The sequence below is a fragment of the Ponticaulis profundi genome, assembly GCF_042659465.1.
GTDB lineage: Bacteria > Pseudomonadota > Alphaproteobacteria > Caulobacterales > Hyphomonadaceae > Ponticaulis > Ponticaulis profundi.
The window spans coordinates 24,980-37,153 of the sequence record NZ_JBHSSW010000017.1 but is presented as its reverse complement, the minus strand read 5'-3'; the positions used below and the strand labels follow the sequence as shown (position 1 = coordinate 37,153).

Genomic DNA, 12,174 nt, shown 5'->3' with positions numbered 1-12,174 from the left:
CATCAGCCAGCGTTCAGCAGACCGTCGAGCTTGCCGTCATATTCCAGTTCGAACATGTCGTCACATCCGCCGATATGCTGATCGTTAATGAAGATCTGCGGAAACGTCCGGGCGCCATTCGAGCGCTGGATCATTTCAGCCTTCTTGTCCGGGTCCATACCGGCATCAACATGCGTATATTTCACGCCCTTATTCTCGAGCAATTGCAGAGCCCGTGTGCAGTAAGGACAGAATTCGCGCGTGTAGATTTCGACTTTGGCCATTCAATTTTCTCCAGATCGCTTTCTATATAAGCGGATTTTTGGGCGCGACAACGCGTGCGAGCGTCAACACGTCGACATTCTGAACCCGCCCTTTCCGAAGCGCACGCACACAAGCCTGAAGCGTTGCGCCCGTGGTCAGAACATCATCCACCAGAACAACACGCTTGCCCGACAATCGATCCGCATACCCATGCCGAATATCAAAGGCACCAGCGACGTTGCGTTGCCGCTGCAAGGGAGAGAGCCGCCCCTGGCTCCGCGATGCCTTCCTCCGCCTCAGAGCCATCAGGGACACAGGCATACCCACCTGTTGAGATACAGCGCTGGCAAGCCATCCCGCCTGATTAAAGCCTCGGCTGGCGAGGCGGCGATAGTGCAGCGGAACGGGTATGATCAGATCCGCATCTGACAGGAGCTCCGCACCCGCGCTCGCCATTAACTGACCATACCAGACCAGTGCTGCGCGCCGCCCCTGTCGCTTCAGGGACAGCACCATTTGCGCCGACGCATCATTATAAACAAAGGCAGATCTGGCCCGACCATACAAAGGCGGCGACGCAAGACAGGCCGCGCAGATCATGCCCGCATGCTCGGGGCTATCATATGGCTGACCGCAATGATCGCAGAAGGGTGGCTGAACAAACTGAAGCCGCGCAAAATCCTCTGCCGTCAGAAAGCCGCCGCGAAGCAAAGGCTGACGTGACAAAAGCGACTGCCCCGGAAACAGCCAGTCCGGCAACCAGCGTCCAGACAAAAATTTCCGCCTCGGCGGCTTGGTGTTTTGCGGTGTTACGTCCATATCCCCCTCATGAACACGCCAGCCAATCCATTGGTCTTCAACCGCAAGCAGCTCAACCGTCGCCGGCAACGTGCGCGCGCATCCTATGAAAGCGTCGACTTTCTGAAAAAGCGAGTCGCAGAGGACATAGAAGATCGGATTTCCGTCACGCGCCGCCAGTTTGATCTGGCCGTTGAGCTGGGAGCTGGCCTGTCAGACCTTCGAGAGGTTCTGGCCCCCCATACAGGCACAATCGTGCTGTGCGACAGCTCACCGGCTCTGGCGTCGACGCTGACGCCACCAGCTTTATGTGTCGACGAGGAATGGCTGCCGTTCAAACAGGAGTCGCTCGATCTCATTGTGTCTTCGCTTGCTCTGCACTGGGTGAACGACCTTCCGGGCACATTGATCCAGATCCGACGCTCGCTGAAACCAGACGGCTTTTTCGTTGGTGCCATGCTCGGCGGTGCGAGCCTGATGGAACTGCGTCAGGCCTTGCTACAGGCTGAGACCGAGCTTACCGGCGGCGCGGAGATGCGGGTCTCCCCATTTGCTGACGCGCTCGACATGTCTCAGCTGCTGCAACGCGCTGGCTTCACACTTCCTGTCAGCGATCGCGACCGCCTGACACTTCGATACGATAACATTTTTGCTCTATTCCGGGACCTGCAAGCGAGCGGCGAAACACACGCGCCGTTTAATCTGACCCGCAAGCCACTGACGCGTCGCGTTCTGATGCGAGCCGCTGATATCTATCAGGAGCAGTTTGCCGATCCGGACGGCCGCATTCGCGCAACCATTGATATTGTCTGGATGACAGGCTGGGCGCCGCACCCGGATCAGCCGAAAGCCAAGCGCCCCGGTTCGGCCACCGTCAGACTGGCCGACGCATTGGGTGTGGAAGAGCAAAGCACTGGCGAAAAGGCAGGCTGAAGCTAGCCGTCCCCGCCATCGCCACCGCCTGACGCGGCATCCCATTTGCTGTCGAGATTGTCGTACATAGCCTTGGTAGATGAACCGATCGCGTTGAGCGCACTCAGCAGCAGAATGACAATGAGGCCGCCAATCAGAGCGTATTCAACGACCTGACCGCCGCGTGTGTTCAGCCAGAAATTCTGGAGGAATGACATGGATCAGGCCCCCACATGCTTGGTCAGATGACGTTCCAGGAAGTCAAAAAGCGGCACATCAGCAGCAGGTGCTGGCATGGTTTTCAGCGCGCCAGGTTTGACCCAGGCCAGGTCCTGACCTTCTTGCGGAACGGGCTCACCTTCCCAATTGCGCGCCAGAAAAACAGGCATAACGAGGTGGAAGCTGTCATAGCCATGGGAAGCGAACGTCAGCGGTGACAAATCGTCTCGTTTCAGTGTCACAGCGAGTTCCTCTCCCATCTCCCGGATCAACGCAGATTCCGGTGTCTCACCCGGCTCAATCTTTCCGCCCGGAAGCTCCCAGAGACCTGCCATCGACTTCCCACTTGGTCGTGTTGCCAGAAGGAGAGAATTGTCAGGTCGCAGCAGGACGCCAGCAGACACATAGATGATCCGTGTTTCAGACATTTCTGTAACAAGCCGATGTGAAGGATTGATTGAAGAAACCCTATCAGGTTCGATAGGCCCCGTTAATTTCAACATAACCATGAGTGAGATCACAGGTCCAAACGGTCGCGCGACCAGACCCCACACCCAGATCAGCAGAGATCGAAATTTCTGGTTTGGAAACGGCAGCCGTTGCCTTTTCCTCATCATAACTGGCGGCTCGAGCGCCACCTTCGGCCACGCGCACATCTCCGATATTCACGGTCAGGCCGTCGCGATTCATCGGCTCCAATGCCTTACCAATGGCCATGACAATCCGGCCCCAGTTCGCGTCATTGGCGGCCAGAGCTGTTTTCACCAGCGGAGAGTTGGCAATCGAGCAGGCAACCGTCTTGGCCGACTTATCGGAGATTGCGCCCTCCACCGTGATTTCGATGAATTTGGTCGCGCCCTCACCATCGCGCACCAATTGTTGCGCCAGATCGAGGAAGACTTCGTGCATCGCATCTGAAATCTTGTCGAAATTCGCATCGACCTGCTCTTCTGTCAGCTCTGCCTTGCCGGTCGCAAACATCATCAGCGTGTCGCTGGTCGACGTGTCGCCATCCACAGTGACACAGTTAAAGGTCGCATCGGCATGACGCGATGTCAGATACTGGCATTGTTGCGCGGTCAGCGGCGCGTCCGTGAAGACATAGGCCAGCATTGTCGCCATGTTCGGCGCAATCATACCGGAGCCTTTTGCGATGCCTGCGAACGACACCGGCTTTCCATCAATCTCAATGGTCTTGCCCGCACCCTTCGGAAACGTGTCCGTCGTCATGAAGGCAGACGCCAGCGTCAACCAGGGCGTTTCAGGCGTCAGGTTTGGCCAGATCGCCGGAATGTGCTGCGCGATCAGGTCCGGTGCAACCGGCACGCCAATCACGCCTGTCGCCGCCAGATAGCATTCCGTGCGTGGCTTGCCTGCGGCTTTGGCGACCGCATCCAGGGTCGCATTGTTCTTGTCGATGCCATTCTGAAACGTGAAAGCGTTCGAATTGCCTGCGTTCACCACCAGCGAAGAGGCTTTGCCGCCCGTCTCTTCTAGAGCCTGGCGACACCAGTCCACATCGCAAGAGCGTGTCAGCGAGCGCGTGAACACGCCGCCACAATTTGCACCGTCCGGAAACGCCACAACCATCAGGTCGTCGCGCTCATACTTGTACATGCCAAGAGAATGCGTGGTCGATACCATGCCCTCAATCTGGGGCAGTTCAGGAAACGCGGCAGGCGCGAGTGGTGAGCGTTTCAGTTTCACTCAGTTGGTTCCTCTGTTTCGGTCGCCGGACTTTCGCCGGTCTCGGTGTCGTTGGCCTCAGTATCTGCTGGCTCGCCATCTTCCGGGTCAGCTTCTGGCAGCCCTTCCAGCGTCCCATCTTCAAAAGCCGAAATCGTATCTTCGCCTGTAATGGTCTGAATTTCAGCGCGCGTGCGCAGACGTTTCAGCACTTTGCTGATCTCTGACAACGTTAGAAACTGAACGATTTTCGGACGGGTTTCATCAAGCGTCGGCGGCTCTTCCTGGCGCCGGTCCTCGACCTTCACAATCACCCAGCCAACCTGAGTCTCGAAGGGCTGGGATACCCGGCCAACCGAGGTTCGCGAAATCACGCTGCGATAAGGCTCGCTCATCGCTTCGGGCAAGACATAGCCGATCAGACCACCTTCCGCGCTCGTGACGCGGTCGAGCGAATGGTTGAACGCCAGCGCGGCGAACTCCGCGCCATCCTGCAACTGCTGATAAAGGCCCTGCGCTTCTTCCTGCGAACTGACGAGGATCTGACGGACAAGCACCTCTTCACCGAGCTGCTGCAGCTCGGTCTGGGCATTGTACATTTCCATGATAGCCGCTTCATCAACCTGCTGCGCGACAAGGTTTTCAACGAGCAGATTTCCAAGAATGCGTTCGCGTGCCGCCTGCAGGCGATGGCGCGAGCTTTCTTCCTGATCAAGCCCCAGATTCATGGCCTCCTGGGCCAGCAGCTTCTGATCGATCAACTGATCGAGTATCTGCTGAAAGACGGGATCTTCGATTTCCAGCGTATCGCCGGGTTCCATCAGTCCCTGAGCGGCAGCTTCCAGTTCGACTTCTGAAGCGAGGATGTATTCACCATTTACCACAGCGGCGATGGCAGCATTCACACGAAGTGGCGTCTCCTTGACCGGCGGTTCTTCTTTTTCGCATGCCGCCAGAGACATCAGCGCCACACTGCCCAATAATAATGATAGAATCCGCTGCATATTTGTATTCAGTCCTGCACTCGCCAGTTCTGTGGATTGACACTGATAAGCCCTCTTCTTAAGTCAGTCCGACCCAAGGGTCGAGCGGCTTTCCCTTTTGAGAGCTGCGAGTATTTAAATAATGTGTGCGAATTATGATCTTCGGCACGCATGAATGGTCGAGTTATGTTAAAATTCGCAAAGAAATTTCTAGGTTCATCTAATGAACGCCAGCTTCGCCCTTTCCTAGCTCGCGTCAATCGTATCAACGCGCTGGAGCCGGAGTTCGAAGCTCTTTCCGACGAAGCCCTTCGCGCCAAAACACTGGAATTCAAGACAGCCATCGCAAATGGCGCAAGTCTGGACAGCCTTCTGGAAGAAGCCTTTGCGGTTGTCCGTGAAGGCTCCAAGCGCGTCCTCGGCATGCGGCACTTTGATGTTCAACTGATCGGCGGCATGGTCCTCCATTCCGGCAATATTGCCGAGATGCGGACCGGTGAAGGTAAAACGCTGGTCGCAACGCTTGCAGCCTATCTGAATGCACTGAGCGGCAAGGGCGTCCACGTCATCACCGTGAACGACTATCTGGCGCAACGTGACGCCGAATGGATGGGACAGCTTTACGGCTTTCTCGGCCTGACGACCGGCGTTGTCGTGCATGGCCCGGACGATCAGGCCCGCCGCAAGGCCTATGCTGCAGACATCACCTACGGCACGAACAATGAGTTCGGCTTCGATTATCTGCGCGACAATATGAAATATTCGCTCGGCGATATGGTTCAGCGCGGACACAATTACTGTCTCGTGGACGAAGTCGACTCCATCCTGATCGACGAAGCGCGTACACCGCTGATCATCTCCGGTCCGACCGATGATCGCTCCGAGCTTTACAAGACGATTGATGCGCTCATTCCGCAGCTGAGCGACGAAGATTACGAGATCGACGAAAAGCAGCGCTCCTGTGTTTACACAGAAGAAGGCAATGAGAAGATCGAAACCCTGCTCGCAGAAGCTGGCATGATGGAAGGCTCCATGTACGATCCGGAGAACATCTCCATCGTACACCATGCCAACCAGGCACTGCGTGCGCACAAGCTCTTCCAGCGCGACAAGGACTATATCGTGAAGGATGGTGAGGTCATGCTCATCGACGAATTCACGGGTCGCATGATGGCCGGCCGCCGTCTGTCCGAAGGCCTGCACCAGGCCATCGAGGCAAAAGAACGCGTCGACATCAAGCCGGAAAACCAGACGCTCGCATCCATCACCTTCCAGAACTATTTCCGTCTCTACGAGAAAATGTCTGGTATGACGGGTACGGCCGATACCGAAGCGGCAGAGTTCCAGGACACTTATGGTCTGAAGGTCTTCACCATTCCGACCAACCGTCCGATCCAGCGGATCGACGATGATGATGTGGTCTATCGCACAGCGAAAGAAAAATACCACGCCATCATTGATGAGCTCAAGGAAGCGCACGAAAAAGGCCAGCCGGTCCTGCTCGGCACGGCTTCCATTGAGAAGTCAGAACTCCTCTCCACCCTGCTCGCTCAGGCAAAAATTCCGCACCAGGTGCTGAACGCCCGTCACCACGAGCGCGAAGCCCAGATCATCGCTCAGGCCGGTGTGCCAGGCGCCATCACCGTTGCAACCAACATGGCTGGCCGCGGTACCGACATTCAGCTCGGCGGCAATCTGGAAATGCGGATGGAAGAAGAGACCCAGCGCCGACAGGAACGTATGGGTCGCGAACTGACACCGGAAGAAGTCACAGAGCTCGAAACCGAGCTGAAAGCGGAAATTGCTGAGGCCCGCCAGAAGGCACTTGATGCTGGTGGTCTCTTCGTTCTCGGTACCGAACGCCATGAAAGCCGACGCATCGACAACCAGCTGCGTGGCCGGACAGGTCGTCAGGGTGACCCTGGTCGTTCGAAATTCTATGTGTCGCTCGAGGACGACCTTCTGCGCATCTTCGCAGCAGAGCGTCTCGATACCATCATGCGCCGCCTTGGCATCAAGGAAGGCGAAGCCATTGTTCACCCGTGGATGAGCAAGGCACTTGAAACATCACAGAAAAAAGTTGAGCAGCGCAACTTCGAAATGCGTAAGAACCTGCTCAAATATGATGATGTCATCAACAATCAGCGTAAGGCAATCTTCGAGCAGCGCATTGAATTCATGCAATCCAATGACGTGACCGAAATCATCACCGAAATGCGTCATGATGTGGTTGAGGATATGGTTCAGGCGGCCATGCCGGCCAAAACCTATGCCGACCAGTGGGACACCGATGGCCTGATCGACAAAACCCAGCAAGTGCTTGGCCTTGATCTGCCGATCAAGGAATGGGCGAGCGAAGAAGGTGTTGCCAACACCGAGATCATCGAACGCATGACCGAAGCGGCCGACAAAGCTTTCGCCCAGAAAGCGACGGAAATCGGTCCGGACCGTATGCGCTGGTTTGAAAAGCAGGTCCTTCTTCAGCTGCTCGACAAAGAGTGGCGCGAACACCTGCAGCAGCTTGATCAGCTCCGTTCTGTCATTCACCTGCGCAGCTATGGCCAGCGTGATCCACTCAACGAATTCAAGTCCGAGGCATTCGCTCTGTTTGAGAACCTGCTCTCAAGCCTGCGTGAAACGGTCACCGGAACCCTGATGAACATTCAGATCCAGGTCGCACCGCAGGAACCGCAACAGCGACCACAGCCTCAACAGGAACAGGTCTGAGAAACCTTCCTGATTTGATTTCAATCAATGCGCCGTCGGTTTTCCTGAACCGGCGGCGTTTTTGTGTGCACCGCCAGGAAACACAACGGAACGAACGCTCGAAGCGGGCATTGCTGTTGGACCGTTGAAACCCTGGATACACAAACATGTCCGACACGATCGACATTCAAACAGACCCGGTGACTGCTTTTCATGAGTTCATAGAAGCAGATGACTTCCCCTGTGTCGGCGCGAAAGCGGCGCTGGCGCGCGAATGCATTACCTTTTTCGTCGCAAGCGACATAACGCACTCACAGGATGATCTTCCGGCATTCCGCGAACTACGTGAGTTCGGAAATCAGATTGCGCCCGATGACCCAAGAGTACGCTCCTTCGTCCTGATCTTTGAAGGTCCGGACAAGTTGAGCGAACGCGCATTCGAAGATGCGCTCTGGGATCGCCTGCAGTGCTTTCACAATATGGACGCTGCCGCAGGAAATGACTGGCGCGATGATGTGGCCTCTGATCCGGATGATGCACACTTTTCCATGTCGATCGCCAATCACCCCTTCTTCGTTGTTGGCCTGCACCCAAACGCCTCGCGCCAGGCACGGCGCTTTGCTTACCCCGCGCTCGTTTTCAATTCGCACCTGCAATTCGATCACCTGCGGGAAGATGGGCGGTTCGATAAAATGAAAGACATCATCCGCAAACGAGACGCTGAGCTCGACGGTAAAATCAACCCGATGCTTTCAGACTTCGGAGAGGCCTCCGAAGCACTTCAATACTCCGGGCGTCGACTGACCGCCGACTGGAAATGCCCGTTTCAGAAAATGGAGCCACTCGACCCATGACACGTATCTCACCGCGAACCGGACAGGCATTCAAAATCAAAAAGGGTCAGTTCCTGAAGGTGACCGACCCGGAGGGCCAGCAAGTCTCTGACATGCTCGCATACAATGCAGAGGACACGCGCGAATACATCTCGTCTGGCCGGTCAATCGATTTCGCAGGGCGACTGCTCCTCACGACCGGAGATCCGCTCTACTCAAATCGTTCGAACGTGATGCTCACCATTGTTCACGATGAGGTCGGTCGTCATGATTTCACCCTGACGCCCTGTTCTGAAGCGACGTTTCGCATTCTGTATGGACACACCGAGCCTCATCATGGCTGCCAGGGAAATTTCGAAAAAGCGCTCGCGCCCTTCGGTATTGAACCTGACGACATTCCGATTGCGTTCAATGTCTTCATGAATGTGGATGTCGACGGAAAGACCGGGAAAATTCGTGTCGACCCTCCAATGAGCAAAGCGGGTCAATCAACCATTTTCCGCGCGGAAATGGACATGATCATGGCCCTTACGGCGTGCTCTGCCGGGGAATCCAACAATTTCACCTACAAGCCAATCGACTTTGAAATCCTGGATTCCTTACCGGAAAATCTGGAACAGCGTGCTGGTGTCCACGCCTGAGCGGTTCAGAAATTGCCGAACTTACCAGCCTGATAGTCGACAATCGCATCCCGGATTTCATCGACCGTATTCATGACGAATGGGCCGTGCGCGACCATTGGCTCATCAATGGGCGCGCCATGACCAAACAGGATCACGCAATCCGTTTGCGCCTCGCATGTGATATGCCCATCCTTGTCATCGAATTTTGCCAGATGATGCTCCGGCACATCCTTCCCTGCGACGCTGGCATTGCCAGTCACCATGTAGAAAAAGACCGACCGGCCCTGAGGCGCTGGCAGCTCGAACGTCTTGCCTGCTTCGGCGCGAACAACGCTCATCATCAGGCCTGTCAGATTCTCAATCGGCCCGGTATGCCCGGCCATCTCGCCGGACGTCAGCTCCACATTCACACCATCGGACAGGGCAAATTTCGGGATTTCGGTTGTTTGCAGTCCGGTATAATTCGGCGGCGAAAATTTCTTGTCGGCCGGAAGGTTCACCCAGAGCTGCAGGATCTCGAGCGGCCCGCCCCGGCGTTTGAAAACATCCGGTGAAAGTTCAGCATGTACCAGGCCGGAACCAGCCGTCATCCACTGCACACCGCCTGCATGGATCACGCTTTCATGCCCGCCCGTGTCCAGATGCGAAAGGCTGCCCTCAAGAATAAAGGTCACGGTCTCGAACCCGCGATGCGGATGTGGCCCGAATGGCAGGCCGCGATTGTTCGGCGGGTAAACCTGCGGCCCGTGATGGTTGAGAAACAGAAACGGGCTGATCTGCTCCAGCTCCCGATTGGGCAGAGGGCGCCGTGTGACCAGGTCGCCAATATCATCTCGCATGGCCGGATAGACGGCCGTGACTGATCTCGTCATGTTTATTCTTCTGCTCCCAGTTCGGGTATCTCCGGCCCTTTTGGCACAATCCCGGTCGGATTGATGAAAAGATGGCTCTGATAATAGTGCCCCTTGGCGTGATCCATATTGATTGTGCTGCGAATTTCAGGGATCGCAATCATGCGTGCCAGATAGGATTGCAGAGCGGTCTTTTCACGGATCTTGTACTTATTGCATTTGAAATGATTGTGATAAATCGGATCAAAGCGCAGCAAGGTGGTGAAGAGACGGATATCCGCTTCCGTCATCTGATCGCCGACCAGCCAGGTCTGCTGCGACAGACGCGCTTCCAGCCAGTCGAGACTTTCGAACAGAGCATCAAATGCCTCTTCATAAGGTCCTGCCTGCTCGGCAAAGCCAGCCTTGTAGACGCCATTATTGACGGTGTCATAGACGCGGTCATTCACCTCATCGATTTCGGCCTGCAGGGCGTCAGGATAATAATCGCCCTCGCGCGCGCCGATTTCATCAAAGGCCGAATTGAACATACGAATGATCTCGGCGGACTCGTTCGAGACAATGGTCTTCTTCTGCTTGTCCCAGAGCACCGGCACAGTCGCTTTGCCCGACACCTTCGGGTCAGCTGCCTGATAGATTTCATGAATTGTGCCGGCATTCATCAAAGGATCAGGGATAACACCCGGCCCGTCATCAAAGGTCCAGCCACGCTCCCGCATGATCCAGTGCGTTGCCGACAGACCGATCATATCGTCCAGGCCCTTGAGGGAACGCATGATGAGCGTGCGATGGGCCCATGGGCAGGCATAGGACACATAGAGATGATACCGTCCGGCTTCAGCCTTGAAACCACCCTCACCGCTTGGCCCCGGCGAGCCGTCTTTCGTCACCCAGCTACGAAACTTGCTGGTCGTGCGCTTGAAGGCGCCATCATCATCGGCAAAGCCGCTTTCGTCAGAATACCATTTCCCGTCTTTCAGGATGCCCATACTTCATCTCCTTTGTCGAAAAACGAACGGCGCAGCAGGAGCCGGGTTCCTCGTTATAAAGACATGGCTTGCGCTCTCGCTAGGGCAAGGCGTTATTCTCATCCCATGAGCGAACCAACCCCGTTTTCAATCGAGATTCCGCAGGCCCGACTGGATACGATCCATCAGCGCGTTGAGGCCTATCAGTTCCATCCCGCCCCGGTGGATGACAACTGGCAATACGGCATGAAAACCAGCGTGCTGGCCGACATTCGCGAACACTGGCTGCACAGCTATGACTGGCGAGCCGCCGAACGCGACCTCAACCGGTTTGCGCATTTCAAGGCAGACGTGAATGGCTTCGAACTTCATTTCGTCCATGTGGTCGGCGAAGCGGAAGGCAAGCGCCCCTTACTGATCACGCATGGCTGGCCCGGCTCCATTTATGAATTCTGGCAGGCCATCGAACCACTTGCCTTTCCATCGCGTTTCGGCGGCAAGGCCGAAGATGCGTTTGACCTCGTCATACCAAGCCTTCCCGGATACGGCTTTTCCCAGAAGCCCAGCAAGCCACTTGGCCAGCGCGCGACCGCCAGACTGTTCAACGCTCTGATGCGCGATGTTCTCGGCTATGAGACCTATCTCGCCCAGGGGGGTGACTGGGGCGCTCTTGTAACGGGGTGGCTTGGCTTTGATCATGGCGTCGACAAGAATGGCGGCTGCAAGGCGATGCACCTCAACATGATCGGCCTTCGTCCGAACCCCGCCACACCTCAGAATGACGCAGAGACGCGCTGGATCCAGCAAACTCAGGCCACAACACAGGCCGAAGGCGCGTACCTGATGGAACAGGCCACCAAGCCACAGACACTCGCGCTCGCCCTGATGGATTCCCCCGTCGGTCAGGCCGCATGGATTCTGGAGAAGTTTCATGGCTGGTCAGATCTAGAGAACGGAGACCTGTTCAGCATCTATACGCGAGACCAGCTGCTCACCAACATCATGATCTATCTGGTCAACGACGCTTTCGCGACCAGCGTCTGGTATTACAATGCACTCTTTCTTGAAGGCGGCGCCTCTCTGCCAGAAGGCCAGCGCGTTGAAATCCCGACCGGTTTTGCGAACTTTCCCGGCGAGGCGCTCTATCCGGCTTCACCCCGTTCCTGGTGTGAGCGGGCCTATAATATCGTGCACTGGACAGATCTGGAAAAAGGCGGACATTTCGCAGCCATGGAGCAACCAGAGCTTTATGTTCAGGACGTTCGAAACTGGGCGCGTTCCGTCGGCGCATGATCGCAGAGATAGCGCTTTAGAATTACACATGTTCAGGTGAAAAAGGCGGTTTCGTTAGG

General features: G+C 56.0%; 12 protein-coding genes and 1 pseudogene. 5 read left to right on the top strand and 8 right to left on the bottom strand.

Annotation, left to right across the window (positions count from 1 at the left end):
- Nucleotides 1–2: 2 nt before the first annotated feature.
- Entirely contained in the window at nt 3–263 is a 261-nt protein-coding gene (gene grxC, locus ACFQDM_RS12595; RefSeq protein WP_377379566.1) for a glutaredoxin 3, read from the bottom strand.
- A 22-nt stretch (nt 264–285) separates the two neighbouring features.
- Complete coding sequence (locus ACFQDM_RS12590) at nt 286–1,017, bottom strand: ComF family protein (RefSeq protein ID WP_377379564.1); 732 nt, start codon at nt 1,015–1,017, stop codon at nt 286–288.
- 54 nt (nt 1,018–1,071) lie between these two features.
- Between ACFQDM_RS12590 and ACFQDM_RS12585 the strand changes: the two genes are divergently transcribed.
- Nucleotides 1,072–1,974: a methyltransferase domain-containing protein gene (locus tag ACFQDM_RS12585; protein ID WP_377379562.1), complete on the top strand. Its 903-nt coding sequence runs from the start codon at nt 1,072–1,074 to the stop codon at nt 1,972–1,974.
- Nucleotides 1,975–1,976: 2 nt separating this feature from the next.
- Here ACFQDM_RS12585 and ACFQDM_RS12580 read toward each other — a convergent pair whose 3' ends face one another.
- From ACFQDM_RS12580 to ACFQDM_RS12565, 4 genes are read right to left on the bottom strand one after another with little or no spacing between them, the layout of a single operon-like run.
- Complete coding sequence (locus tag ACFQDM_RS12580) at nt 1,977–2,171, bottom strand: Flp family type IVb pilin (protein WP_377379560.1); 195 nt, start codon at nt 2,169–2,171, stop codon at nt 1,977–1,979.
- Between the two features lie 3 nt (nt 2,172–2,174).
- Nucleotides 2,175–2,600 (bottom strand): (deoxy)nucleoside triphosphate pyrophosphohydrolase, encoded by a 426-nt coding sequence (locus ACFQDM_RS12575; RefSeq protein WP_377379558.1) that lies wholly within the window; start codon nt 2,598–2,600, stop codon nt 2,175–2,177.
- 43 nt (nt 2,601–2,643) lie between these two features.
- Nucleotides 2,644–3,879 carry a bifunctional glutamate N-acetyltransferase/amino-acid acetyltransferase ArgJ gene (argJ, locus tag ACFQDM_RS12570; RefSeq protein WP_377379556.1) on the bottom strand — a complete coding sequence of 412 codons (1,236 nt, stop codon included), beginning with the start codon at nt 3,877–3,879 and terminating at the stop codon, nt 2,644–2,646.
- Nucleotides 3,876–4,862 (bottom strand): peptidylprolyl isomerase, encoded by a 987-nt coding sequence (locus tag ACFQDM_RS12565; protein ID WP_377379554.1) that lies wholly within the window; start codon nt 4,860–4,862, stop codon nt 3,876–3,878. Before ACFQDM_RS12565 ends, argJ begins: the two co-directional genes overlap by 4 nt.
- A gap of 165 nt (nt 4,863–5,027) precedes the next feature.
- On the opposite strand from ACFQDM_RS12565, the pseudogene secA reads away from it, so the two are divergent.
- The 3 genes and pseudogenes from secA to ACFQDM_RS12550 all read left to right on the top strand — a co-directional run.
- Nucleotides 5,028–7,532 (top strand): annotated as a pseudogene (gene secA, locus ACFQDM_RS12560) (preprotein translocase subunit SecA); the annotation flags it as partial.
- A gap of 182 nt (nt 7,533–7,714) precedes the next feature.
- Nucleotides 7,715–8,401, top strand: a complete 687-nt coding sequence (gene gntA / locus ACFQDM_RS12555) for a guanitoxin biosynthesis heme-dependent pre-guanitoxin N-hydroxylase GntA (RefSeq protein ID WP_377379550.1) — start codon at nt 7,715–7,717, stop codon at nt 8,399–8,401.
- Nucleotides 8,398–9,021: a DUF1989 domain-containing protein gene (locus tag ACFQDM_RS12550; protein ID WP_377379548.1), complete on the top strand. Its 624-nt coding sequence runs from the start codon at nt 8,398–8,400 to the stop codon at nt 9,019–9,021. The genes gntA and ACFQDM_RS12550 overlap by 4 nt, the downstream gene beginning before the upstream one ends.
- Before the next feature lie 5 nt (nt 9,022–9,026).
- Here the strand turns inward: ACFQDM_RS12550 and ACFQDM_RS12545 are convergent, their stop codons facing one another.
- Complete coding sequence (locus ACFQDM_RS12545; RefSeq protein WP_377379547.1) at nt 9,027–9,875, bottom strand: pirin family protein; 849 nt, start codon at nt 9,873–9,875, stop codon at nt 9,027–9,029.
- 2 nt (nt 9,876–9,877) lie between these two features.
- Nucleotides 9,878–10,843: a glutathione S-transferase family protein gene (locus ACFQDM_RS12540; RefSeq protein ID WP_377379545.1), complete on the bottom strand. Its 966-nt coding sequence runs from the start codon at nt 10,841–10,843 to the stop codon at nt 9,878–9,880.
- A gap of 105 nt (nt 10,844–10,948) precedes the next feature.
- Here ACFQDM_RS12540 and ACFQDM_RS12535 point away from each other — a divergent pair, with 105 nt between their 5' ends.
- Nucleotides 10,949–12,115 carry an alpha/beta fold hydrolase gene (locus ACFQDM_RS12535; protein WP_377379543.1) on the top strand — a complete coding sequence of 389 codons (1,167 nt, stop codon included), beginning with the start codon at nt 10,949–10,951 and terminating at the stop codon, nt 12,113–12,115.
- Nucleotides 12,116–12,174 lie beyond the last annotated feature (59 nt).

What these genes read in the sequence shown, in the direction of transcription:
- grxC (WP_377379566.1), bottom strand. Translation starts at nt 263, where the DNA reads ATGGCCAAAGTCGAAATCTACACGCGCGAATTCTGTCCTTACTGCACA.
- ACFQDM_RS12585 (WP_377379562.1), top strand. Translation starts at nt 1,072, where the DNA reads ATGAACACGCCAGCCAATCCATTGGTCTTCAACCGCAAGCAGCTCAAC.
- ACFQDM_RS12580 (WP_377379560.1), bottom strand. Translation starts at nt 2,171, where the DNA reads ATGTCATTCCTCCAGAATTTCTGGCTGAACACACGCGGCGGTCAGGTC.
- ACFQDM_RS12575 (WP_377379558.1), bottom strand. Translation starts at nt 2,600, where the DNA reads ATGTCTGAAACACGGATCATCTATGTGTCTGCTGGCGTCCTGCTGCGA.
- ACFQDM_RS12565 (WP_377379554.1), bottom strand. Translation starts at nt 4,862, where the DNA reads ATGCAGCGGATTCTATCATTATTATTGGGCAGTGTGGCGCTGATGTCT.
- gntA (WP_377379550.1), top strand. Translation starts at nt 7,715, where the DNA reads ATGTCCGACACGATCGACATTCAAACAGACCCGGTGACTGCTTTTCAT.
- ACFQDM_RS12550 (WP_377379548.1), top strand. Translation starts at nt 8,398, where the DNA reads ATGACACGTATCTCACCGCGAACCGGACAGGCATTCAAAATCAAAAAG.
- ACFQDM_RS12545 (WP_377379547.1), bottom strand. Translation starts at nt 9,875, where the DNA reads ATGACGAGATCAGTCACGGCCGTCTATCCGGCCATGCGAGATGATATT.
- ACFQDM_RS12540 (WP_377379545.1), bottom strand. Translation starts at nt 10,843, where the DNA reads ATGGGCATCCTGAAAGACGGGAAATGGTATTCTGACGAAAGCGGCTTT.
- ACFQDM_RS12535 (WP_377379543.1), top strand. Translation starts at nt 10,949, where the DNA reads ATGAGCGAACCAACCCCGTTTTCAATCGAGATTCCGCAGGCCCGACTG.